Annotated in this window: 22 protein-coding genes; 8 read left to right on the top strand and 14 right to left on the bottom strand. The window is 55.8% G+C overall.

Going from position 1 to position 24,005, the window contains the following annotated elements; translation table 11 throughout:
- Positions 1-3: 3 nt before the first annotated feature.
- Together fghA and LOS15_RS02170 are read right to left on the bottom strand one after the other, a co-directional pair.
- A complete protein-coding gene (gene fghA, locus LOS15_RS02175; protein ID WP_263067808.1) occupies positions 4-858 on the bottom strand; it encodes an S-formylglutathione hydrolase in 855 nt (284 codons plus the stop codon).
- 80 nt (positions 859-938) lie between these two features.
- Positions 939-2,048: an S-(hydroxymethyl)glutathione dehydrogenase/class III alcohol dehydrogenase gene (locus LOS15_RS02170; protein WP_263067806.1), complete on the bottom strand. Its 1,110-nt coding sequence runs from the start codon at positions 2,046-2,048 to the stop codon at positions 939-941.
- Positions 2,049-2,208: 160 nt separating this feature from the next.
- Here LOS15_RS02170 and LOS15_RS02165 point away from each other — a divergent pair, with 160 nt between their 5' ends.
- Positions 2,209-3,105 (top strand): LysR family transcriptional regulator, encoded by an 897-nt coding sequence (locus tag LOS15_RS02165; RefSeq protein ID WP_263067804.1) that lies wholly within the window; start codon positions 2,209-2,211, stop codon positions 3,103-3,105.
- Here LOS15_RS02165 and LOS15_RS02160 read toward each other — a convergent pair.
- Positions 3,102-4,469: an L-serine ammonia-lyase gene (locus tag LOS15_RS02160; protein WP_263067802.1), complete on the bottom strand. Its 1,368-nt coding sequence runs from the start codon at positions 4,467-4,469 to the stop codon at positions 3,102-3,104. The two genes, LOS15_RS02165 and LOS15_RS02160, sit on opposite strands and share 4 nt — an antisense overlap.
- A 187-nt stretch (positions 4,470-4,656) precedes the next feature.
- On the opposite strand from LOS15_RS02160, the gene LOS15_RS02155 reads away from it, so the two are divergent.
- Positions 4,657-5,304, top strand: a complete 648-nt coding sequence (locus LOS15_RS02155; RefSeq protein WP_263067800.1) for a hypothetical protein — start codon at positions 4,657-4,659, stop codon at positions 5,302-5,304.
- Positions 5,305-5,491: 187 nt separating this feature from the next.
- The gene (locus tag LOS15_RS02150; protein ID WP_263067798.1) at positions 5,492-7,063 is read left to right on the top strand and encodes an AbgT family transporter; all 1,572 of its coding nucleotides are present in this window, start codon (positions 5,492-5,494) and stop codon (positions 7,061-7,063) included.
- A 105-nt stretch (positions 7,064-7,168) separates the two neighbouring features.
- On the opposite strand, the gene rpoD is transcribed toward LOS15_RS02150, so the two are convergent.
- The 3 genes from rpoD to rpsU form a co-directional block, all read right to left on the bottom strand.
- On the bottom strand, positions 7,169-9,025 hold the full coding sequence (gene rpoD / locus LOS15_RS02145; protein WP_263067797.1) for an RNA polymerase sigma factor RpoD: 1,857 nt from the start codon (positions 9,023-9,025) through the stop codon (positions 7,169-7,171).
- Positions 9,026-9,248: 223 nt separating this feature from the next.
- A complete protein-coding gene (dnaG, locus tag LOS15_RS02140) occupies positions 9,249-11,099 on the bottom strand; it encodes a DNA primase (protein ID WP_263067795.1) in 1,851 nt (616 codons plus the stop codon).
- A gap of 187 nt (positions 11,100-11,286) precedes the next feature.
- Complete coding sequence (rpsU, locus tag LOS15_RS02135) at positions 11,287-11,502, bottom strand: 30S ribosomal protein S21 (protein ID WP_007113641.1); 216 nt, start codon at positions 11,500-11,502, stop codon at positions 11,287-11,289.
- A gap of 210 nt (positions 11,503-11,712) precedes the next feature.
- Here rpsU and tsaD point away from each other — a divergent pair, with 210 nt between their 5' ends.
- Positions 11,713-12,771, top strand: coding sequence for a tRNA (adenosine(37)-N6)-threonylcarbamoyltransferase complex transferase subunit TsaD (tsaD, locus tag LOS15_RS02130; protein WP_263067792.1), 1,059 nt, complete (start codon positions 11,713-11,715; stop codon positions 12,769-12,771).
- Here tsaD and plsY read toward each other — a convergent pair.
- The gene (gene plsY / locus LOS15_RS02125; protein ID WP_263067790.1) at positions 12,755-13,324 is read right to left on the bottom strand and encodes a glycerol-3-phosphate 1-O-acyltransferase PlsY; all 570 of its coding nucleotides are present in this window, start codon (positions 13,322-13,324) and stop codon (positions 12,755-12,757) included. The two genes, tsaD and plsY, sit on opposite strands and share 17 nt — an antisense overlap.
- 117 nt (positions 13,325-13,441) lie before the next feature.
- Between plsY and folB the strand changes: the two genes are divergently transcribed.
- Positions 13,442-13,822 carry a dihydroneopterin aldolase gene (gene folB, locus LOS15_RS02120; RefSeq protein ID WP_263069595.1) on the top strand — a complete coding sequence of 127 codons (381 nt, stop codon included), beginning with the start codon at positions 13,442-13,444 and terminating at the stop codon, positions 13,820-13,822.
- Positions 13,819-14,364 (top strand): 2-amino-4-hydroxy-6-hydroxymethyldihydropteridine diphosphokinase, encoded by a 546-nt coding sequence (folK, locus tag LOS15_RS02115; RefSeq protein WP_263067789.1) that lies wholly within the window; start codon positions 13,819-13,821, stop codon positions 14,362-14,364. Before folB ends, folK begins: the two co-directional genes overlap by 4 nt.
- 8 nt (positions 14,365-14,372) lie before the next feature.
- Here the strand turns inward: folK and LOS15_RS02110 are convergent, their stop codons facing one another.
- The 7 genes from LOS15_RS02110 to LOS15_RS02080 all read right to left on the bottom strand — a co-directional run bounded on the left by LOS15_RS02110 (position 14,373) and on the right by LOS15_RS02080 (position 22,207).
- Positions 14,373-15,488 carry a polynucleotide adenylyltransferase gene (locus LOS15_RS02110; RefSeq protein ID WP_263067788.1) on the bottom strand — a complete coding sequence of 372 codons (1,116 nt, stop codon included), beginning with the start codon at positions 15,486-15,488 and terminating at the stop codon, positions 14,373-14,375.
- Position 15,489: 1 nt separating this feature from the next.
- Positions 15,490-16,302, bottom strand: coding sequence for a symmetrical bis(5'-nucleosyl)-tetraphosphatase (locus LOS15_RS02105; RefSeq protein WP_263067787.1), 813 nt, complete (start codon positions 16,300-16,302; stop codon positions 15,490-15,492).
- A gap of 23 nt (positions 16,303-16,325) precedes the next feature.
- The gene (gene apaG, locus LOS15_RS02100; RefSeq protein ID WP_263067786.1) at positions 16,326-16,703 is read right to left on the bottom strand and encodes a Co2+/Mg2+ efflux protein ApaG; all 378 of its coding nucleotides are present in this window, start codon (positions 16,701-16,703) and stop codon (positions 16,326-16,328) included.
- On the bottom strand, positions 16,700-17,527 hold the full coding sequence (gene rsmA, locus LOS15_RS02095) for a 16S rRNA (adenine(1518)-N(6)/adenine(1519)-N(6))-dimethyltransferase RsmA (RefSeq protein WP_263067785.1): 828 nt from the start codon (positions 17,525-17,527) through the stop codon (positions 16,700-16,702). Before rsmA ends, apaG begins: the two co-directional genes overlap by 4 nt.
- Positions 17,528-17,622: 95 nt before the next feature.
- Positions 17,623-18,687: a 4-hydroxythreonine-4-phosphate dehydrogenase PdxA gene (gene pdxA / locus LOS15_RS02090; protein ID WP_263067784.1), complete on the bottom strand. Its 1,065-nt coding sequence runs from the start codon at positions 18,685-18,687 to the stop codon at positions 17,623-17,625.
- The gene (locus tag LOS15_RS02085) at positions 18,687-19,724 is read right to left on the bottom strand and encodes a peptidylprolyl isomerase (protein ID WP_263067783.1); all 1,038 of its coding nucleotides are present in this window, start codon (positions 19,722-19,724) and stop codon (positions 18,687-18,689) included. Before LOS15_RS02085 ends, pdxA begins: the two co-directional genes overlap by 1 nt.
- 35 nt (positions 19,725-19,759) lie before the next feature.
- Positions 19,760-22,207, bottom strand: coding sequence for an LPS-assembly protein LptD (locus LOS15_RS02080; RefSeq protein WP_263067782.1), 2,448 nt, complete (start codon positions 22,205-22,207; stop codon positions 19,760-19,762).
- A 70-nt stretch (positions 22,208-22,277) separates the two neighbouring features.
- Between LOS15_RS02080 and LOS15_RS02075 the strand changes: the two genes are divergently transcribed.
- Positions 22,278-23,288, top strand: coding sequence for an aminoglycoside phosphotransferase family protein (locus LOS15_RS02075; RefSeq protein ID WP_263067781.1), 1,011 nt, complete (start codon positions 22,278-22,280; stop codon positions 23,286-23,288).
- Positions 23,285-23,956, top strand: a complete 672-nt coding sequence (gene murU / locus LOS15_RS02070) for an N-acetylmuramate alpha-1-phosphate uridylyltransferase MurU (protein ID WP_263067780.1) — start codon at positions 23,285-23,287, stop codon at positions 23,954-23,956. Before LOS15_RS02075 ends, murU begins: the two co-directional genes overlap by 4 nt.
- Positions 23,957-24,005 lie beyond the last annotated feature (49 nt).

Genomic DNA, 24,005 nt, shown 5'->3' with positions numbered 1-24,005 from the left:
TCCTTAGCGCTTCATGAGGTGTTCCGCATGATAACGCAAATGATCCTCAATGAACGAGGCGATAAAGAAGTAGCTATGATCGTAACCAGGCTGGCGACGCATCGTAAGCGGGTGATCATGCTCTTCGCAAACGGCCTCTAAACGCTCAGGCATTAGCTGCTCTTCTAAGAATTGATCTGCTTCGCCTTGGTCGATAAACAGCCGCTGTCGGGAAGCACCGTTAGCCACCAGTTCGCAAGCATCATATTGGCGCCAGCGGGACGTATCATCGCCCAGATAGCTGGCGAATGCTTTTTGCCCCCAGGGACAGTTCATGGGATTAACGACAGGAGCAAACGCCGAAACCGAGCGGAATCTGCCAGGGTGGCGCAGCGCAAGAATCAACGCCCCGTGCCCCCCCATTGAGTGGCCGCTGATCGATTCGCGTCCGTTCACCGGGAAGTGCTGGCGCACGACCGAAGGCAACTCTTCGACTACATAGTCATACATGCGGTAGTTGGACTTCCATGGCGCCTGGGTAGCATTAACGTAAAAGCCTGCCCCTGAGCCGAGATCGTAGCTATCGTGCTCACCTGGCAAGTCGGTACCCCGCGGGCTGGTATCAGGGCACACAATTGCCACGCCCAACTCTGCGGCAAGACGGTGAGCACCCGCCTTTTGCATAAAGTTTTCGTCGTTACAGGTCAAGCCCGACAACCACCAAAGTAGCGGTACCCGCTCGTTTTCGGCCTGTGGCGGTAAGTACACCGCAAAGACCATGTCGCAGTCCAGCGCGCGGGAGTAGTGGCGATAGCGCTTATGCCAACCACCAAAGCTGCGGTTAGCCGACACCAGTTCTAACGTTTCGCTCATGCTCATGGGCAGGCTCCTTTAAAGATGAAAACGCGGCAGGTTACCCTACCGCGTTCGTTTACCCGGTACGCTTTAATAGATAATACTCAGTAATGCAGCACGGTACGAATGCTCTTGCCCGCATGGAGCAGCTCAAACGCCTCGTTAATCTTCTCAAACGGCATATCGTGGGTAATAAAGTCGTCTATATTGAGCTCGCCGCTCATATAACGGTCCACGTAGCCCGGCAGTTCACTGCGACCTTTTACGCCGCCAAACGCTGAGCCTTTCCACACGCGCCCAGTGACCAGTTGGAAAGGACGCGTTGAGATTTCCTCTCCGGCACCGGCCACGCCGATGATGATCGATTCGCCCCAACCTTTATGACAACACTCAAGCGCAGAACGCATTACGTTGACGTTACCGATACACTCGAACGAGTAGTCGACGCCGCCGTCGGTCATGTCGACAATCACCTGCTGAATAGGATCGCTGTACTCTTTCGGGTTCACAAAATCGGTGGCCCCAAACTGCTTAGCTAGTTCAAATTTATCAGGATTAACATCGATAGCAATAATCTTCGACGCCTTGGCCATTACCGCTCCCTGAATCACCGCCAAGCCAATGGCGCCCAGGCCAAACACGGCAATGGTCGATCCCGGCTCTACTTTGGCAGTGTTGAGCACGGCCCCAATACCTGTCGTGACACCGCAGCCCAATAGGCAAATTTTATCCATGGGCGCTTCTTTGGAGACCACCGCCAGCGAGACTTCCGGCAACACGGTGTACTCACTGAACGTGGAGGTGCCCATATAGTGATGGAGCATTTTACCGTCAAGGGAGAAACGCGACGTGCCGTCAGGCATAACGCCCTTCCCTTGGGTCGCACGAACGCTGCCGCACAGGTTGGTTTTACCCGACAAACAGAATTTGCACTTGCCGCACTCGGCGGTGTAAAGCGGGATGACATGATCACCCGGTTTGACACTCGTGACGCCTTCGCCCACTTCTTGAACAACGCCCGCCCCTTCATGACCGAGTACCGCAGGGAAATTTCCCTCAGGGTCAGCGCCAGAAAGCGTGTAAGCATCCGTGTGGCAAACGCTGGTAGCAGCCATCTTGACAAGCACTTCACCCGCCTTCGGGCCTTCCACATCAATTTCAACCAGTTCAAGCGGCTTGCCTGCTTCTAATGCAACGGCGGCACGTGATTTCATTGTGCTATCTCCTAAACAGTATCAATCAATGTCGGATATTTAATTTGGGTATCAACCTTGGTGAGTTGCAGTGTAGGTCAGCTAGTCGACTCGGATAAAGCGGGATACACTCATAAGATTATTGTCACTGAGCAACAATAACCGTTTATCAGGAGCGTCCATGCAGCGCTGGGACCGCATCGAAGCCTTTGTAGAGGTGGTGAGACTAGGCACATTTTCAGCTGCCGCTCGGCATTTAAAAGTCTCCACCTCGCATATCAGTCGACTCGTTAGCCAACTTGAAAATCAGTTGGGCGTGCAGCTTTTATATCGCACCACCCGACAAATTCGCTTAACCGATGCAGGCGCTATTTACGTCGAGCACTGCCGCCACTTATTTGACGGCTTGCGGGATGCCGAACAAGCTATTAGCGAGTTACAGGCCAACCCACGAGGGCTATTGAAACTGACCTCTGCCACCACGTTTGGCGAGCGCTACATTGCGCCACTGGTCAATGATTTCCAACGCTTGCACCCTCAGCTAGATGTACACATGCATTTTACTAATCGCCCTGTGGAGCTAATCGAGGAAGGCTACGATATTGCTATACGCATGGGTGTACTCAAGGACTCTAGTTTAATTGCGCGCAGGCTCTGCGAACGGCGGGAGTATATCGTGGGGTCGCGTGCCTATTTTCGCCAGGCGCCTAGGCCGCATACCCTTTCAGAATTGAGCCAACACCGCTGCTTGATTGGCTCGCGTCCCAGCTGGCTTTTTGAGGTTCATGGCCAGCGCCGCGAGGTGCGGGTGGAAGGCTGCTGGAGCGGAAATTCCGGCCCCGCACTGCTGGATGCCGCGCGCAAAGGGCTGGGGCTAGCCCAGCTACCGGACTATTATGTGGCCCCCTACCTGGCCAGTGGCGAGCTGATCTCGGTACTGGAGCCCTTTCAACACAACGATACCGCCGTGTGGGCGGTTTACCCTCGCCACCGCCATCTATCACCCAAAATCCGCCAGTTGGTTGATTATTTGGTCGACAATATTACGGCCACGCTGCCATCTAACTCGCTGACTTAACACTCAATGGCATTGACAGCCAAGCCCCCCTTGGAGGTCTCTTTATATTTATCCTGCATATCGCGACCGGTATCGCGCATGGTGCGTATGACCTTATCCAGCGAGACAAAATGGTCGCCGTCGCCGTGAAGCGCCATACGCGCTGCGTTAATGGCCTTTACGGAGGCAATCGCATTACGCTCAATACAGGGCACCTGTACTAACCCCGCCACTGGGTCGCAGGTCAGGCCCAGATTATGTTCAAGGCCAATTTCGGCCGCGTTTTCCACCTGCTTTGCTGAGCCTCCTAATACCTCTGCTAACCCTGCCGCCGCCATGGCACAGGCAGAGCCCACTTCTCCTTGGCAGCCAACTTCAGCGCCGGATATCGAGGCATTTTTCTTGCACAAAATACCGATCGCCCCTGCCGCCAATAAAAAGTCCACGACGTCCGCATCGCAGGCGTCAGGCTCAAACTTACGGTAATAAGCCAATACCGCCGGCACAATGCCCGCCGCGCCGTTCGTAGGCGCAGTCACCATACGCCTTCCGGCAGCATTCTCCTCGTTTACTGCAAGGGCAAAAAGATTGACCCAATCCATCACCGTAAAACTAGACACAATTAGCCGCTGGTTAGCGGGTGGTGAGAGCAGCTGTTGATGCAATGAGTTGGCGCGCCGCCTGACGTTAAGCCCGCCCGGCAGGTAGCCCGATGCTTTTAGGCCATTATCAATACTGTCGCTCATGGCCTGCCAAATTGTTAGTAGCTGTTGACGAATTTCCTCTTCACTACGCCACACTTTCTCGTTTTCCAGCATCAGCTGGCTGATTCGCAGCTCATGAGTCTGGCATAGCTCAAGCAGTTCATTGCCGGTTTCAAACGGGTAAGGCAGTCTTGTTGCATCCTCCTCAATACCGCCTTGATCGGCACTTGCCTGATCAATGTAGAAGCCGCCGCCTAAGGAGTAATACGTATTTTCAGCCACCACGTGCGCCCCTTGATAGGCGGTCAGCACCATTGCATTGGGGTGAAAGGGTAGGCAGCTCTCGTCCCACTCAATATCACGCTGGCGATCAAACGTTAGCGCCTGACCGCCCGGCAGTGATAACGGAGCACCTTGGTCAAGCGCCTTCAAGCGTGACTCGATGGTATCAGGGTCAATAGTCTCCGGCGCTTCGCCCATCAGCCCCATAACAACCGCTCGGTCGGTGCCGTGCCCAATACCTGTCGATGCTAGAGAGCCATGCAGCCGAACCACCAGACGGCTTAGCGGCTGCTTTTTTAATGACCCCGCGAACGCACTAGCGGCGCGCATTGGCCCAACCGTATGAGAGCTAGAGGGCCCAATCCCAATTCTGAAAAGATCAAATACACTAATTGCCATGTCTTTAACGCCTCACCACGTTGTTTATACCTACCTGGGTAACATGTTGTAGCGCCGACGACTAGATGTCGCGTTAATAAGCGCAATATCGACGTGCGAACATATAAGTGTGACGATATAATGAACATTCACCTATGCATGTATCACATGCAGATAATGACTCAGCCTACATACAAAGGATGTTGGTATGCCTTCTCCCCCTGCTTGGCCGATAGGATTTCAAACTATCCTCGTGCGTGCAGTGCTATACGTTTTATTTATTGGCGCCATTGCCCAAGGTGCTTATCTTGAAGCGCTTTACCTTCCCAACGTGCGATTTTCAGAGCTAGGTTTTACTGAGTTCACCCAAACACTAGTGCTGGCTACGTGCTGCGCAATGCTGATTTATATCCGCCATATCCTTAAGGTGTGGCCCACTGTCACGCTGCTACTGTTGGCTTTTGTCGCTGCTTCGCTGGTGCGTGAACAGGATCACTTTCTTGATACCTACGTGGCTCGGCACATGTGGAAGATATTGGTTGCTCTCATTATCGTTCCCTCTTTGGCTTGGGTCATTATTCATCGTCGTCGCTTTCTGGAAGAGTTCGCTCACTATAGCAATACATTTGCCTTTGGCTTGTTCACTGCCGGCGTGCTGACGACCTATATATTCTCACGCCTCTATGGTCGGCAAGACTTTTGGCGCGCAGTGCTTGAAGAGAGTTATTCGGGAACCTTCAAAAGCGTTGCTGAAGAAGTCGTTGAACTCCTTGGATATAGCTTAATTTTGATCGCCACTCTGGAATTACTGCTACTCGCCCTGCGCATTCATAAAGCTCGCAACGCCGCTCAGTAACTCTTTCCTTAGCCGTCTATACCCGCCGCCTTTATTCGGTTTAACAGCCCGCATAAGGCGGCATTTCATTTTTTATATGTCGCTATACGCAAAGCCATTTGCGCGATCCCTCGCTTCAACGTAGTGTCGCGCGCTAGGCCTTATGGGCACTTTTACTAAAAAACCCCACACTAACGACATAAACCCTATGACAAACCTAAAAAATCGTGAAGAAAACCTAAAACGAGGGGCCTTTACACGCTTTCTCGATAGCGTCGAATGGCTCGGCAACCTACTGCCCCACCCCGTCACCCTGTTTGCCATTCTCTGTGTAACGGTTGTCATCGCCAGCGGTATTGCTAGCGCATTAGGCGTTTCGGTGGCCGACCCACGCCCCGCAAATGAGGGGGAGTGGATTGCTGTTAATTCGCTGCTAAACGCTGAGGGCCTGAGACGCCTAGTGACCGAAATGGTGACGAACTTCACCAGTTTCGCGCCTCTCGGCACAGTGCTGGTCGCCATGTTAGGTGTGGGCGTTGCCGAACACTCTGGCCTGCTATCTGCCAGCATGCGGGCGCTGGTGCTGAACCGCTCACCACGCATCGTGACTTACGCCGTGGTGTTTGCGGGCATTATGTCCAACATGGCAGCTGAGCTTGGCTACGTGGTACTGATTCCACTAGCGGCGATGATTTTTCACTCACTGGGGCGGCACCCGTTGGCGGGCTTAGCGGCAGCATTTTGCGGCGTCTCCGGTGGCTACAGTGCCAACCTTTTGATCGGCACTGTCGACCCTCTGCTCTCGGGCATTACCCAAGAAGCTGCTCGTCTTCTCGACCCCGCCTATGTGGTGGGCGCTGAGGCCAACTGGTTTTTTATGTTTGCCAGCACGTTTTTCGTTACGCTGATTGGTGGCTTGGTTACCGAGCGTATTGTGGAACCCAAGCTGGGCAAATTTGACTCTGCCTACGCGGACAGCGATATCGACCAGCAGCGCATGGAAGGCCTCACCAGCACCGAAAAGCGTGCACTGAAAGGGACGGGGTTAGCCACCTTAGCGCTCATCGCACTGGTTGCCGTTATGGTCGTTCCGGAGAACGGCATTTTACGCAACCCTGACACCGGCTTAATTAGCGGCTCACCTTTTTTACGTGGCATTGTCGTCATCGTCGCCATCTCCTTTACTGTATTAGGCTTCACCTATGGCCGCTTAGCCGGCAGCATGCAAAACGATCGCGATGTGGTCGACGCGATGGCAAAGAGCATGAGCAGCCTAGGTCTTTATATTGTTCTGGTGTTCTTTGCGGCTCAGTTTGTAGCGCTATTTAACTGGAGCAATTTTGGCACGGTCACCGCCGTTGCTGGCGCCGACTTGCTACAATCACTCGGGTTACGTGGTCCGGGCCTGTTTGCGCTGTTTATTATTATGTGTGCCTTCGTTAACTTGTCGCTTGGCAGCGCGTCAGCACAGTGGGCAGTCACGGCCCCCATCTTCGTTCCCATGCTAATGCTGATGGGCTATGCGCCGGAAGTCATTCAAGCGGCTTATCGTATTGGCGATTCGGTGACCAACCTGATCACACCGATGATGAGCTACTTTGGGCTGATTCTTGCCGTGGCAACCCGTTACCGTAAAGACATGGGTATAGGCACCCTGGTTGCTATCATGCTGCCTTACACGCTGTTTATGCTGGTTGGCTGGACACTGCTGTTCTTTATCTGGGTGTTTGTTTTCGGCTTGCCGGTCGGCCCTGGGTCTGCCACACACTACACGCTATAAGCGCTTAAACGGCATAACACAAAAAGCCCGCTGTTCTGAGAACAGCGGGCTTTTTGGTCTTAGCAGCTAGTTGTTGCTACCAGCTATTTACTGACTACTCACGCATCACTCATCCAAGAACGAACGCAGCGGCTCTGAACGGCTGGGGTGGCGCAGCTTGCGCAGCGCTTTGGCTTCGATCTGACGAATCCGCTCGCGGGTAACGTCAAACTGTTTACCCACCTCTTCCAGCGTGTGATCGGTATTCATATCGATACCAAAGCGCATACGCAGGACTTTCGCTTCGCGGGCGGTCAGGCCACCCAGAACGTTACGCGTGGCTTCAATCAAGCCTTCGCCGGTCGCCATATCAATCGGTAGCAGCATCGTACCGTCTTCAATAAAGTCGCCCAAGTGCGAATCGTCATCATCACCAATCGGCGTCTCCATGGAGATCGGCTCTTTGGCAATTTTCAAGACTTTGCGTACTTTGTCTTCCGGCATTTCCAGGCGCTCACCCAGCTCTTCAGGGGTCGGCTCGCGGCCCATTTCCTGAAGCATCTGGCGAGATACGCGATTGAGCTTGTTAATCGTCTCAATCATGTGTACCGGAATACGGATGGTACGCGCCTGATCCGCGATAGAACGCGTAATCGCCTGACGAATCCACCACGTCGCATAGGTCGAGAACTTGTAACCGCGACGATATTCAAACTTGTCGACCGCTTTCATCAAACCGATGTTGCCTTCCTGAATAAGATCCAAGAACTGCAGGCCACGGTTGGTGTACTTCTTAGCAATCGAGATAACCAAGCGCAGGTTCGCCTCAACCATCTCTTTCTTGGCACGGCGCGCTTTCGCCTCACCAATGGATAGCTTGCGGTTAACCTCTTTAAGGTCAGCCACAGAGAGCTGCACCATGTCTTCTTCGAATGCGATCTTGCGCTGTGAGCGAGCGATATCGGCACGCAGCGGCTCTAGACGATCGGCATATTTAGGCTGTGCTTCCTGGAAAGCGTCTAGCCATTTACGGTCAGACTCGCTGCCTGGGAAAGACTTAATAAATGTCTTACGCGGCACCTTCGCTTTCTTAACGCAGAGCTGCATGATCGCTTTTTCTTGCGCACGCACCTGCTCAACGCTGATGCGCACCTGACCTACCAAGCGCTCGAAGTGCTTAGGCACTAGCTTAATCGGTGAAAACAGCTCAGCTAAGCGAGTCTGCTCAACCTTGAGTTCAGCACTGCCACGACCATACTTGGCAAGCGCTGCTTCAACGGCGGCATTCTGCTCACGGATCTGCTCAAAACGCGCCTTCGCTTCCTCGGGGTCAGGGCCACCCTCGCTTGCGGTGGAGTCATCATCCTCGTCGTCGGCATCACCCTCGATGTCGTCGTCATCACTCAACTCAGCGGTGACTTCTGGCTCGGGCACTTCTGCTTCGGCAACGCCGGGAATCCCTTCATCCGGGTCAATAAAGCCAGAGAACAGGTCTGATAAACGCCCTGGAGCCTCTTCATCCTGAGTGGCATCGTAGGCTTGAAGGATAGAGGCAACCGCGCCCGGCAAATACGCCAGCGCTGACATTACTTCACGGGTACCCTCTTCAATCCGCTTGGCGATTTCAATTTCGCCTTCACGGGTTAAAAGCTCAACCGTGCCCATTTCGCGCATGTACATGCGCACGGGGTCAGTGGTGCGACCCACGTCGCTTTCCACGGCGGCGAGGGCCGCAACGGCCTCTTCCGCAGCGGACTCGTCCGCGGAGTGATCCGACATCATCAAAGTGTCTTCATCTGGCGCTTCTTCAGCGACACTTATACCCATGTCGTTGATCATGCCAATGATGTCTTCCACTTGATCCGGGTCGGCGATATCCTCGGGTAGATGGTCGTTGACCTCGGCATAGGTCAGGTAGCCCTGTTCCTTGCCGCGCGCGATCAACTCCTTCAGACGTGACTGCTGCTGCGCATTTCCAGCCATAGAAACCCTATCTCGACGAAGAAGAATGAAACACCTGGGGGCGCTGAATCGTTTAAACTCAACAAGCCGATTAGTATAGCGTAAATAGCTGGTTTTTTTCCAGCAGAACGTATTTGCGCGATCTTTCAGGTGTGTTAGGTTATTCGGTTAGGCCAGTGTTTGGCGACTGACCTTTATGTGGTATCAAAGACGAGGAATTCAACCCCCTCAACCTCAAATACCGCTAATGACGTTGGGCAAGCTCCATTACCAAGCTTGCTAGACGCTGCCTTTGAGCATGATCAAGCTTTTGACCAGAACGCTCTAGATTAATCAGCGCTTCATACTCTTCCTGAGGCGACCGCTTGCGCTGCCTATCCAACAGATGCGCAATCAGCCCTTCAAGTTCCGCTTCCCGCGCCGCTTTCGGTATCAGCAGCTCACGCTTTGCCAGCGCCGCTAACACCTGCCCCTCATGACTCCCTTGAAAATGGGCTAACACCACTTGAGGGCTTCGATAACGGCCAGCACGCAGTAGCGCGATCAGCTCTCGACACAGCGGTGTTTCCTCATCCTCAGGCAACCAATCCAATGTATCCGGCAGCGCTGCTACCAGCGTTGGCTCATGCAGGAGCAATTGCACAATCCGCCCCACCGTAGAGAGCACCTGCGACGCGCCGTGACGACGAGAGCGAGCACTGAGGCCTGGGCTAGCAACAGGCACGGGGGCTGTTGACGACACCTCCACAGGCTCCCAATGCGCCTGCTCGTTCCGCTCTTTGGCACTAGCACGCTTTGCAAGCAACTCCTGAAGCTGTGCCTGCGCCAGGCCACTGCGCTTGGCAAGCGCTTCAAGCAGCAGTGACTTCAGCATGCCTTCGGGAATTTTGCTCAACGCCTCAAGCACGTGAGTCGCAAACCGCTCACGGCCTTCCACTGTATTGAGATCACGCCCTTGGGCAGCTTGTTCAAAGAGAAACTCGGAAAGCGGCATGGCACAGGTCACACGATCCTGAAATGCCTGGGTGCCTTCACGGCGCACCAAGGAATCAGGGTCGTCACCTTCTGGCAAAAACAAAAACCTCGCTTCACGACCATCAATCATTTGCGGCAGCGCGGTTTCCAGCGCCCGACTAGCTGCCTGCCTACCTGCGCGGTCACCGTCAAAGCAGAAAACCACGCGACTCACCAACCGAAACAAGCGGCTAAGATGATCTTCTGTGGTGGCGGTGCCTAGCGTCGCGACGGCATTATGGATGTCGTATTGGGCTAGGGCCACTACATCCATATACCCCTCGACAATCACCAACTGTTCCAGCTTACTGGACGCTTGTCGCGCTTCATAAAGGCCGTAAAGTTCGCGCCCTTTATGAAAAACAGGCGTTTCTGGCGAATTGAGGTACTTAGGCTGCTCATCGCCCATTACCCGGCCACCAAAGGCGATCGTTCGGCCACGCAGATCGCGAATCGGAAACATCACCCGGTCGCGAAAGCGGTCGTAGGTTCGCCCGGTATCCTCGCGATGAATCAGCAGGCCATACTCCACCTGGACTGGCTCGCTGATACCTTTAGCATTCAGGTGCTGTTTTAACGCTTCCCAGCCTCCCGGCGCATAGCCGATGCCGTAAGTGCTAACGACCTCAGGCGACAAGCCGCGTGACTGTAAATAGCGTTGAGCGCTCTGCCCCTCCTGCATTTTTAGCCGCTCGCGATAGAAACTGGCGGCCACCTCAAGCAAGTTGACGCCCTCTTTGCGCTTTTTCTCACGCTGTTGGGCGCGCGGATCATCAGCGCCCTCTCTTGGCACCTCGATACCTAGCCTGCCGGCCAACTGCTCAACCGCCTCCGGAAACGGCAGCTTGTCGTACTCCATTAAAAAACGCAGCGCATTACCGTGAGCGCCACAGCCAAAACAGTGGTAGAACTGCTTATCTGCACTGACGGTAAACGATGGCGATTTTTCCTGGTGAAAGGGGCACAAGCCAGCGTAGTTTCGGCCCGCTTTCTTGAGCTGAACGCGCTCGCCAACGACCTCAACCACATCGACGCGGCCAAGCAAGTCGTCAATAAAACGCTGTGGGATCTGGCCTGCCATGAACTGCGGGCATCCTCGCGCGAAGCGCTTACAAGCGAGTTTAACGTCATCAGGCAGCGTGCCCGATCACCTTAAACAACGCAAAACACACGACCAACAATGAAAAACAAACGGCCACCTAGTGGCGGCCGCTTGGCATCCCTCTTGAGATAACCGGCTAACAGCGCTGGCTATCCCCAGGTACGGATCAATAGAGCCGTTCGAAACGCTTTTGTTCACGCTGGATCTTCTTAGCGTGACGTTTTACGGCAGCTGCCGCTTTGCGCTTACGCTCAGCAGTCGGCTTCTCGTAGTGCTCGCGACGGCGTACTTCAGAGAGAACACCGGCTTTTTCGCAAGAACGCTTGAAGCGACGCAGGGCGACGTCAAACGGCTCGTTATCACGTACTTTTACAGAAGGCATTAAGCACTCACCTACCTTAAGGAGTCTTGAGTTCGGATAGTACGCATACTGCAACATGCGGTATGCGACCCAGTTTTACAGCGCACAGTAGTCTAGTCGTGGTTGACTATCTTTGCAAATGCTAGACTACGCCGTTTAACGATTACTGACGCTTTTTACGACGATCTTATTCCGATTACTTCAACGACTATCTCAACGGGTGCCCTTGTTATGCGCGTATTAGGCATTGAAACGTCTTGCGACGAAACAGGCGTCGCGATCTACGACGCCACACAAACTGGCGGCAGCGGTTTGTTGGCCGACGCGCTATACAGCCAAATTGCCATGCACGCTGAGTATGGTGGCGTCGTGCCAGAACTTGCCTCCCGCGACCATACCCGCAAGCTGCTGCCGCTCATTGAGCAGGTACTGCGCGACGCTAAGCTCACTCGGCAAGACTTGGATGGCATAGCCTATACCGCAGGCCCTGGCCTAGTAGGTGCTCTTATGGTGGGCGCCAGCACTGCCCATGGCATGGCACGTGCGCTAGATATACCCGTGCTGGGCGTTCACCATATGGAAGGTCATCTACTCGCCCCCATGCTTGAAGATGAGGCGCCCGAGTTCCCCTTTGTAGCGCTGCTCGTTTCTGGCGGGCATACGCAGCTTGTTGAAGTACAGGGCTTAGGCCGCTACCAGCTACTGGGCGAATCGGTAGACGACGCCGCAGGCGAAGCGTTTGATAAAGCCGCTAAAATGCTGGGCCTTGCCTACCCAGGCGGCCCTCTGGTGGCCAAACTTGCCGAACAGGGCGACCCTAAACGGTTCCGCTTTCCCCGCCCCATGACCGACCGACCTGGCCTGGACTTCAGCTTTTCCGGGTTAAAAACTCACACCCTCACCGCTATTCGCCAGCTAGAAGCAGCGGGCGAGCTAGATGCACAGGCGAAAGCTGATGTGGCACGCGCCTTTGAAGAAGCCGTGGTGGATACGCTGGTCATTAAGTGCCGCCGCGCGCTGGATCAAACGGGTCTAAAACGCATCGTGATGGCCGGCGGGGTGAGCGCGAATACCCGGCTGCGGGAAAGATTGGCGCTGGAAACTGAAAAACGCAATGCCCGGGCTTACTACCCGCGAGGCCGTTTTTGTACCGACAATGGCGCTATGATTGCTTATGTGGGCGCTCAGCGATTAGCGGCGGGCGAGTGCGATAAGAGCGGGATAATGCAAGCAACGCCTCGTTGGCCGCTCGACACGCTGTCGCCACCTTCTCTTAGCCACGCAGATTAGGCTCTTCTCCTTGATGCAAGCGGCGAATATTTAACCAGTGGCGGGCCAACACCAATAGGCTGAACCCGCCCACCACGCTGACGTAATTAGGGGCTAACCAAAAACAGGCTATGGGCGCAATCACGGCACTCACCACCGATGCTGCGGCAGCGGTGCGTAGCCGCCATGCGAGTAGCGCCCAGCACAGGGCGCTCAGCAGCGCAACGCTGGGCACGAGCACCAAAAGCACGCCAAACGCGCTCGCCACCGCTTTGCCGCCACGAAATTTATGCCACAGCGGGTAGCTATGCCCCAGCAACACCGCCAACCCTACCGCCCCCTGTAACCAGACCGGCAGCGCAAGCAACTTAGCAGCCAACACAGTGGGCACCGCTTTTAGCGCATCCAATAACAGCGTCGCGGCCGCCAAACGCGGGCCATACAGGCGCAGCACGTTGGAAAATCCAGGGTTACAGGAACCGTTCACCCGCGGATCTGCCACGCCAGCTAGGCGACACACGCTAAGTGCCGCCAGCCAGCTACCGCTTAGGTAACCTAGCACTATCAAGACCATGATCTGCTCACGTTTAGCGTGACGGAATCCTCCACCGACACCTTGTTTATTGCCTTACTGTCGTTTGGTGCCATCCTCAAGTACAATCGCCCGCTTGTTGCCATGAGGGGAATGCCTGTGGATCGTATTTTGATCGAAGCACTCAATGTCGAGACCGTGATTGGTGTCTATGACTGGGAGCGCACGATAACGCAATCGCTGAGCTTAGATTTATCGCTAGCCACGGATATCCGACCTGCAGCGGCCACAGATGACTTACGCCTCACGCTTGATTATGCCGCTATTTGTCAACGAATCCAGCAGTTCGCAAATGAGCACCAGTTCGCACTAGTGGAAACGTTTGCTGAGCGCCTCGCGGCGTGTTTACGCAGCGAGTTTTCGATTAGCTGGTTACGGCTGACACTGCGCAAGCCCGGCGCTGTCCCCCAAGCTTCCAGCGTAGGGCTTGAAATTACCCGCGGCAAATTACCGGAGGCCATCGAGGCGACGCATCCATGAGCTTGGTGACCGTCAGTTTAGGCAGCAATATTTACCCCGACAAACATATCCGCCTTTGTCTCGATGCCCTTGAGGACACGTTCGGCCATTTACAAATATCGCGTATCTTTGAAAGCGAACCGGTAGGCTTTAAAGATAGCCGTAATTTTTATAATGCCGTGGTTGCCTTTTATAGCGACTGGTCAGCGGGTGAACTACAGGCGTGGGCCAAACAGCTTGAAATAGCCTATGGGCGCACCCCCGAAATGACCAAGTGTAGCCCCAGAGCGCTGGATATTGACCTGCTTACGGTGGGCGATGCCAGCGGCATAGTAGACGGCATCCCCCTGCCCCGCGCTGAAATCACTCAAAACGCGTTTGTACTGCAGCCGCTAGCCGAGCTGCTTCCTACACAGCGCCATCCAAGCTGTTCAACGCCCTACGCCACCCTGTGGCAGCGTTTTAAGATGGGCAAACAGCGCCTTTGGGCCGTGGATTTTTACTGGCGCGGCCGCTGGGTTTCTCAGGCAGACCCTCAGCCCCAAACCGCCCAGGCAAGGTAACTGCTAGGTTAAACAAGGGCCTCGGCGACCGCCTCCTGCCGCCTAGCACGCAGCGCCTCACCCAGCGCGCCGCCACGCAAGCCTTCGCTTACCAGCGCCTGGGGATTAACCGCCCTGGCGCTCTTCCAAGCGCGAAGCAGCGGCGCCTCGTGTTCGCTATTAAACTGACGAATCAGCTGTAGCTGCGCCTCAACCTGCTCGGGCTTTCGCCACCCATCTAAACGCTCCAACCAGTGCAGCACGCGCTCATCCGTTAGCGGTGCCGCCATCAGGTTAAGACTAAGCGCCGCGTGGCGAGCAAGTTGGGCCACGGCGTTAGGCAAGCGAAGCCGCTGAGCGATGGCATCGCGTTGTGCGTCATCCAGCACCGAGACAAGCAGTGCGTAGCGCCAATAGGCCAAGGGCGCAAGCGCCGGCTCTGGCGCTTGCGCCAGTCGCGTTAAGCCTGCCGACAGGTGGTCATGTAGCTCTGGCCACCACACGGTCAATGCGCCGCAGCGTTGCAGCGTTGTGAAATAGATATCGGGGCTTGGTTCAGCCAGTGCTTTTTCGGTTTCAACCCACACCCGCTCTGCTGCCAAGTGTTCAAGTTCACCGCTACGGCTCACTTGCTGCATTAAATCGAGTGTTTCAGCGGCGATGGTGAACCCCAGATTGGCATAGCGCGCCAGAAAGCGAGCGGTACGCAGCACCCGCAACGGGTCTTCGCTAAATGCTGGCGACACATGGCGTAGCAAACGATGTTGAATATCTTGCTGGCCATGAAACGGGTCGGTGAGCTCCCCGTCGGCTCGCTGAGCAATGGCATTGATGGTTAAGTCTCGACGCAGCAAATCCTCTTCCAAAGTAACATCGGGACTCGCGTGCACCTCAAAACCGCCATAGCCATGCCCTGACTTGCGCTCGGTGCGAGCTAACGCATACTCCTCCGAGGTCTCTGGGTGCAGGAATACGGGAAAGTCACGACCGACGGGCTTGAAACCCCGCTTACGCATCATGTCTGGCGTCGCGCCGACCACCACCCAGTCGTTATCATAAACCGGCCAGCCCAGCAGCTCATCGCGTACAGCCCCTCCTACCCGATACACCTCAAGCCCTTTTAATCTGGGGTCTTCCTTAAACACGTTAACGGCCTCCCGGTTGCTGGCTGGGCACACTGGTTCGCTCGCCAGTATCGAGGTTGAGCGCGGTCAGTGAACCACCCCAAACACACCCCGTATCGATGGCGCTAGCGTTAACCTTTGAACTCGGCGTTCGGCCTTCTAACGCCGCCCAATGCCCAAATAGCAGCTGCAGCGCGTCGCCTCTTGGGTACTGAAACCAGGGATAAAACCCTACTGGGGCACTATCCAGCCCCTCTTTTGCAGCAAAGTCCAGCCGCCCCTGGTCATCAATAAAGCGCATGCGCGTTAACACATTGACGATGCAGCGCAGGCGGTCAACGCCCTCTAATGCGTTATCAAAGCGGTCCGGCTGGTTACCAAACAGCTGGGTTAGGAATTCCCCAGAGCGCTCCCCCGTCAGCGCTGCCTGCACCTCTTGGCTTAGCGATAGCGTTTGCTGGGCGCTCCAGGTGGGTAAAACGCCGGCATGTGTCATCAGCGTATTACTGTCCTGGATAGCCAGAGGCTGGCTTTGCAGCCAATCCAGCAGCCCTTCGCGGTCTGGCGCGGTGAGAATATCGTTCAGGGTATCGTGTTTTTTTAGCGTGCCGCCCCCGCGGGCCACCACCAACAGATGGAAATCGTGGTTACCCAGCACGCACCTACTGCCCAGCGCTTTTGCCTCGCGTAGACAAGCAAGCGAGCCGGGCCCTCGGTTGATGACATCACCTACCAGCCAGAGCGCATCCTTGGCCGGATTAAAGTTCAGCTGCTCAAGCAGGCTGACAAATTCAGCATGGCAGCCGTGTAGATCGCCAATCACATACGTGCTCATAGGCGTCACCCTCTAGCAGATAATCAATGAAGCTGGCGCGGCACCGCTAGCCGAAAAGGCGCGACAGGCACGTCAAACGCGCGCTGGGTATAGGTGTTGAGCATTGTGTAGGCACCTTCCATGACCCCCACTGGCGTTTGCAGAATAGCCCGGCTGGTGTACCGAAAACGCTGACCTGGACCAATCAACGGCTGCTGCCCGACCACGCCTTTCCCACGCACTTCCTGGCTATCGCCACTGCCTTGGGTAATTTTCCAGTAGCGCGCCATTAGTTGCACACTGTGAGGGCTTTGGTTATGTACCGTGACGGTATAGCTGAAGACATAGCGCGATTCGGCATCGCTTGACTCGTCCAAACGGTACTCGGGAGCTACGCTGACCTCAATGGCTAGGTCACTCACGTGTCACTCTCCCCTAGGTTTTTTGCTTCATCAACCGCCACTTGGTTGGCGATAGCAACATACTCCGCCACGCTCAACGTTTGCGGGCGTCGAGCAGGATCAATCCCCAGCGCCTCTAAGGTCGCGGCACTTACGCGGCCTTTCAAATTATTGCGCAGCGTTTTACGCCGCTGACCAAAGGCAAGCTTGACCAGCTCGAACAGCAGCGCCGGGTCATCGGCTACGTGAGGCAAACGGTCGTGAGGTGTCAGCCTGACAATAGCTGAGTCCACTTTTGGGCGGGGAACGAAGGCCTCTGGGGGCACGATAAACAGCTGATCCACGTGACAGTAATATTGAGCCATCACTGATAGGCGACCCCAGTCAGTGCTACCCGGCTCCGCCGCCAAGCGCTCCACAACCTCTTTTTGCAGCATAAAGTGCATATCGGCAATGGCAGTGCCCATGGTCAGCAGGTGCACAATGAGAGGGGTGGAGATGTTATAGGGCAGGTTGCCTACCACGCGCAGCGCAGGGCCATCCCCTTTAAGGGCGGCAAAATCAAACTTCAGCGCGTCGCCTTCGTGAATCACAAAGTCGGGGTAGTTAAAGAACTGAACCCGCAGGCCGGGAATCAGGTCGCGATCTAACTCAATGACTTCAAGCTTGCCAGTCGCCTCCAGCAACGGGGCGGTAAGCGCCCCTTGGCCAGGGCCAATTTCAACGAGACGATCGCCTTCGCGAGGCCCAATTGAGCGGACGATACGCGAGATAATGCCAAGATCGCGAAGAAAGTTCTGACCAAAGCGTTTACGAGCGCGGTGCTGCTGGGGCACGTGAGACATCTAACAGTGATCCTTGGAAGTGATAGTTCGTGAAGCGGATGTAATGGGGCTGGGCGGATAGTTGGGTGAACACGCAAGCGGTATGGCTAACGTTATTAAGTCGCCAACTGGCGCTGGTCAGCAAGACGTCGCGCCAGCGTTAGCGCAACCGCAAGGCTACTGGGGTCGGCAACGCCACGCCCGGCGAGATCCAGCGCCGTGCCATGGTCAACTGAGGTGCGTACCAGCGGCAGCCCAAGAGTGATATTAGCGGCCTGCCCAAAGCCTGCATATTTTAGCACTGCAAGCCCCTGGTCATGATACATCGCCAATACCGCGTCTACGCCCGCTAAGTGCCTTGGCGTAAACAGCGTATCAGCAGGAAGCGGCCCCTGTATGTCCAAGCCTTCTGCGCGCAGCGCATCAAGCGCGGGCGTAATGATTTCCAGCTCTTCGCGGCCTAGGTGACCATCTTCACCAGCATGCGGGTTTAACCCACACACTGCGATACGCGGGGCAGCAATCCCAAACTGGCGCTTGAGATCTTGCGCTAGCAGGCGGCTAATACCTAACACCCGTTCATAGGTAATCGCATCTGCCACGTCGCGCAGCGGCAGGTGCGTAGTCACCAGCGCCACCCGCAGGTCGCCACTGCCTTGCCAGCTCTCGGCCTTAGCATGCAGAGCGGCATCGGTCGCTAATAGCATCACCACTTCATCCACACCGCAGGCATCCCGCAGCCATTCGGTGTGGCCTGTGAAGCGTTCAAAGCCCCCTTCAATAATCACCCCTTTATGCAGCGGCGCGGTGACCATCGCCGCTGCTTGGCCTTGCTGGCAGGCATCCACGGCGGCCTGCAGGGTACTCAGCACATAGCGTGCATTGGCAGGGTTTAACACCCCCGGAGTTGCAGGCACTTGCAGCCCAACGGGTAGCACAGCTAAGCGTCCCGCTGATGAAGCAACGCCCTGGCCAGGGTAAGCCTCAACAACCTCAACCTCGAGTGCTAGCAGAGCTGCCCGTTGGCGCAGCATGTCGGGGTCGCCCACGGCCAGCGTGCCTTTGGGCAACCGCCCCTGTGCCGCGAGCATTAGGGTTAACTCAGGGCCAATGCCTGCTGGCTCGCCGGTGGTGATTAGCAGTGGCAAGCTTGGTTGGCCAGGGCCTGTTTGACCCAGCATTAAAGACGGATATCCACAAAGGCCTGTTCACGAATTTCACGCTGCCAGGCCTGAAGCTCTTCATTTGCTCGGCGTTGAAAAATCGCTTGGCGCACTTGCTCGCGGCGGCTCTCCTCGGTGACATCCTGACGGCGACGCTCCAGCACCTCAATAATGTGGTAGCCAAACTGTGAGCGAACTGGCTCAGAGAGTTGGTTGGGGCCCAGTGAGCCCATCGCCTCTTCGAACGCGGGCACTGTTTGGCCTGGGCGCACCCAGCCCAGCTCACCGCCGTTCATGGCACTGCCTCGGTCGTCGCTAAACTCTCGGGCGACCGCTGCAAAATCGACGCCTTGCTGCAAACGTTGACGCGCTTGCTCGGCCCTGGCGCGTGCTTGGTTTTCATCACGCGTTGGCGTCAGCTCGATCAATAAATGGCGGGCGCGCGTCTCTTCGATAAAAGACTGACCTTGCTGCACGCCCTGCTGATCTAGAAAACGCTCGACGTCGCGTTCGCTGACGGAAACGCGCTGGCTGATACGCCGCTGCTGAACTTGGCGCATCAGCATTTCACGACGAATATCGTCACGCACCTCCGCCAAACTCATGCCATCGGCTTCCACGGCATCAGCAAACTCATCCAGCGACATGCCGTTAGATTCTGCAATCGTGCGCAGCTGGCGATTGAGCTCGGTATCATCAATGCTCAAATTAGCTTGACGCGCCATCTGCAGCTGAATTTCATCCATGACCATGCGCTCAAGCACCTGCTGCGCCAGCTGAGAACGGGGCGGCAAGTTACCGCCTTGCGCTTCTGCCTGCTGCTCCACTTGATTAATACGGTCATCAAGCTCGCTGCGCATAATCACGCCTTCGTTCACGACAGCCACCACGCTATCCAGCATTTGACGCTGCGTGGACTCAAAATTCTGCGCATGCAGGGTGATTGGCACCAGCGCTGCGCTGGCGCCAAGGCAGAGTGCCATCATGCTACCCACAGAGAGCTGTTTTGCCCGTTTTGTAACGACACTAGTTAGCAGGGTGTTTCTGATCGTCATATAAAGTCTCTTTCACTCGCAAAGTAAGGAGGTCGTTAAAGGGGTGTTGGGCGATAGCCAGGGATCGCCCGCTCAAAGTAGCTGTCGGCATCCTGTCCAACGCCTCCCAAGCCACGGAACACAAAGCGTAAAAACAGCCCGCGGTCGTTGAAATCATCATTCACTCGGGCGGTGTCGTTATCGTCCACCCACTCACGCCACACCAATTGCACACCATAGCAGCAGTCGTTCCACTGCAGCCCCGCTAACTTTTCCAGTGAACGGTCATTGGTTTGATCGTGGAGGTAACGGCCTATCAAATCTATCCGAGGGCTGGCTTTCCAGGCAAATGAGAGATCCCACTCTTCGCGGTTGTAGTTGCGAAAGCCATCATCCCCAGGAACAACACCGGGATCGAACCCTTCGATCTCCCAACGGTAGCCAAGGTTCACCACATGCCCTTCTGGATGGCGATAGCGTAGGTCTACGCTTGAGCGCTCGGTCTGCTCACGGTGGTCATCAAAAAGCCATTCATAGCCGGTGCTCCAGCGATCATTAATCTGCCAATCCAACCGAGTCACCAGCGGTGAACGGTCTCGCGTGGCCTGATAACGGCGCTGGGGGTTAACGCTAGGGTCGTCTTCTGGCCGCGCTGGCAGCGTGTCGGGGTCTCCTTCGCTATCGATGCGACGCTCAGAAAAATACAGGCTCTGGCCCACCCCGAAGGACAGTCGATCACGCCCGGTACTGTCTTCAAGCAAGCGCGACTGCACCCCCACAGAGACGCGGTTTAGATCACCGACCCGGTCGGTACCCGAAAAGCGACGCGGCGACCATAGCTGATCCCAAGAAAAGACCCGCTCTCGGCTGTCAAAATCGGGCAGTTGCGTTTGGCTAGTGCGCGGCACGTAGGCATAGTTCACGCGTGGCTCCAGCGTTTGGCGGTAATCGCGCCCGCCCAGCTCAAGCTCTCGATCGAAGACCAAGCCGCTATCGATGGAGGTAATCACAATACTGCGGCTCGGCGATGTCTCGCGGTTAGTGACACGCTGACCGTAATCAAGAGCGTAGGCGGTTTGCCATAGCTCGGTACGCGGTTCGATATACCCCCACGACTGCTCGGCTCGCCAGCCAAACGTAGGGGCAAGGTGCAGACGCGTACCAATAGCCGCCTCACGCTCAGGCACTTGCCGCTCGTCTACATCACGCCAAAAATAGGTGGCGTTAGAGCGCCACTGGCTATAGAACCCGTTGCCAAACTGCCAGTCGGCATTCGCCGTTACGCTAGGCAGTCGGTAAAAGGGTTTATCAGTATCGCTCAGTGGATCTTCTAAACGCTGGAAGCCCTGGGCGCGGGCATCCAGCTGCCAGCGCTCGCCGCGATAATCGACCTGAGCCAGCCGCTCCATGCTCACTCGTTCGCTATTGCCAAATTCGCCACCAAAGTCATCAAAGTAGCGGCCATCGCTGGCGGCGCCATAGCGTAAGTTGTAACCACTGCGCTCATTAACTCGCCCGGCATGATACGTATCGATATACCAGCGATCTTCACCCTCAAAGCGGTTATTGCCCGTGCTGCTTCCCCCGTCGTTACTTAAAAAGCCACCCTCGACGATACCCTGGCTTTGCGCAAGCAAATAGCGGTACTCACCGTTAAGCAGTAAACCATGATCCGACATCCAGCGCGGGGTGATAGTCGCGTCGTGGTTGGGCGCGATATTCCAGTAAAACGGCTGGGTATAGTCCAACCCTTCACTCGAAAAGCCCACGGAAGGTGAAAGCAAACCGGTATGGCGTCGATCATCAATGGGAAAGCGTAGCCACGGCCAATAAAATATCGGCACATCTTTGACTTCTAAGCGCGCATGACGGGCGGTGCCAAACCCCTCGGCCCGGTCTAGCTTGATATCGCTGCCCACTAACTGCCAGCTATTGGCCCCCGGATCACAGGAAGTAAAGGTGGCGTTACGTAAGCGATACTGCTCTTCGCCGGTTTGCTCAAGCTGGCTGGCCTGCCCGCGCAGATGCTGTTCATAGAGGACATAATGGCTATTGCTTAACGAAGCACGATCTTCGTTAAGCATCAGCGTAGCGTGGTCGCCTCGCAGCAGCGCTTGACCATCGCGCAGGGCTAAATCACCCTGAACCTCGACCTGCTGGCGGTCAGCAGGCAAATAAACCTGTTCCGCCGTCAGCTCGGTATTGCCTCGCCGCAATACCACATCGCCCCGCAGCAGCGCTTCACCGTCTGCGGCGTAGTCCACCTCTTGGGTTTCAACCGAGAGCGTTTCGGGGTTCTGCTCCGCCGGCAGACGGTAACCAGGCATTACATAACGCCCACGACACACGTGTTGTGACGCCTCATCCTGCCCATACGGCTGCCAATCGAGTGCCTCAGCGGGCAGCGGTTGGCCTTGGGCCACCGCTGAAAAGGAGGCGCCCGCGAGCAAACTGCCCAACAGCGTGTGCGCGACCGGAGCGGTGCGCGAAAATCGCTTGCCCATGTTCGTTATCCTTGGCATCCAGAATCGGTATTATACAGGCCGCATGATGCCCGACCAGCAAGGAGCTTGCATGTCCTCTTCCAGGATCGACGCCCTCACTCAGTGGGCCGCGACACAAAATGGCCTTAACGTGGCCGATATTATGGTTGAACCCGCCGGTGGCGACGCCAGTTTCCGGCGCTATTTTCGGCTAACGTTACCCGACAACAGCACCCAAATTGTGATGGATGCGCCCCCCGCCCAAGAAGATTCTGCGCCTTTTGTGGCCATAGGCCAACGTTGGCATGCCGCAGGGCTGCCCGTACCTACGATTCACGCAGCCAACCTAGACAGCGGCTTTTTACTGCTAGATGACTTGGGCAACCAGCCGTTACAAGACGTTTTCACCGATGAGCAGAGTACGCAAAAAAGCCACCACCAAGCGCTCGATTTAATTGCCCAGCTGCAAAATCGTGCCAATCCACAGGCACTGCCTGCCTATGATGCGGCGCTACTCGGGCGCGAACTCGACCTCTTTCCCACGTGGTGCTTGGATAAGTGGCTTGGCTTGCCAACGCCCGACAGCTGGAAAGCCCTGCGTAGCGCATTAATCGAACAGGCGCTTGATCAGCCCGTGGTGAGCGTACACCGCGACTTTGATGCGATGAATATTATGGTGCTAAATCAGCAGCTCTATATGATCGACTTTCAAGACGCCGTCGCCGGCCCAATCAGCTACGACGTTATCTCGCTACTACGAGGGCGTTACTGCCGCTTTTCTAACGGACAGTTTAACCACTTCGCACTGCGTTTTTACGCACAGGCGCGTCAAGATGGGCGGCTTTCCTCCCAAACCAGTGAGGCGACATTTCTAACCCGGTGCCACGCCATGGCCGCTCAGCGCTCATTAAAAGTGCTTGGGATTTTCTGCCGGCTAACGCTGCGTGACCACAAACAGGGTTACTTAGCCCGTCTGCCCCACTTTTTAGACCACCTAGAGGATAGCTTAGCGGCACTTGAGCAGCATGACGACGTAAGCCGATGGATAAGCACAACGCTTCGCCCCGCGATTTTTCAACGCCTCGCGGAAAGCCCCCTATGAAAGCGATGATTCTCGCCGCCGGGCTAGGTAAACGGATGCGCCCGTTAACCGATCACTGCCCTAAACCGTTACTACCTGTGGCGGGAAAACCGCTAATTGTCCATCACTTGGAGCGCTTAAAACGCGCAGGCATCACCGAGGTAGTCATCAACGTGAGCTACCGCAGTGAACAAATAATGGCAGCGCTGGGCGATGGGTCAGCGTATCAGCTGCGCATCCACTGGAGTCATGAAACCACCCCATTAGAAACCGGTGGTGGTATACAAAAGGCGTTGCCACTGCTTGGTGACGCGCCTTTTATGCTCATTAATGGCGACGTCTGGTGCGACTACCTGCCTACTGACACCGCACTAAAAAAAGACGACCTCGCCCACTTGGTATTGGTGAATAACCCTGACCACCACCGGACTGGCGACTTTGCCCTAGACCACGGCCGCGTTACGTCTCACGGCTTGCCACGTTTAACCTTCGCAGGTATTAGCCTATTGCACCCTGCGCTGCTGGTAAACGAGCCACCGGGGGCATTTGCCCTAGCGCCGCTGCTCAAGCAAGCGATGGCAGATAACCGAGTAAGCGGCGAGCACTTTGCAGGCCATTGGGTGGATGTCGGCACTCCAGAACGTTTAACGGCCCTTGAGCACCACCTGATGCAGCTTAGGGAGCGATGAGGCAGTGCGCTAGCCGATAGAAATGTTATGCTGCGCGACTTACCTTTCG

Source organism: Halomonas sp. 7T, from assembly GCF_025643255.1.
Classification (GTDB): Bacteria; Pseudomonadota; Gammaproteobacteria; order Pseudomonadales; family Halomonadaceae; genus Vreelandella.
Note: the sequence above shows the minus strand (reverse complement) of the source record. Positions and strands in the feature narration are given on the sequence as shown.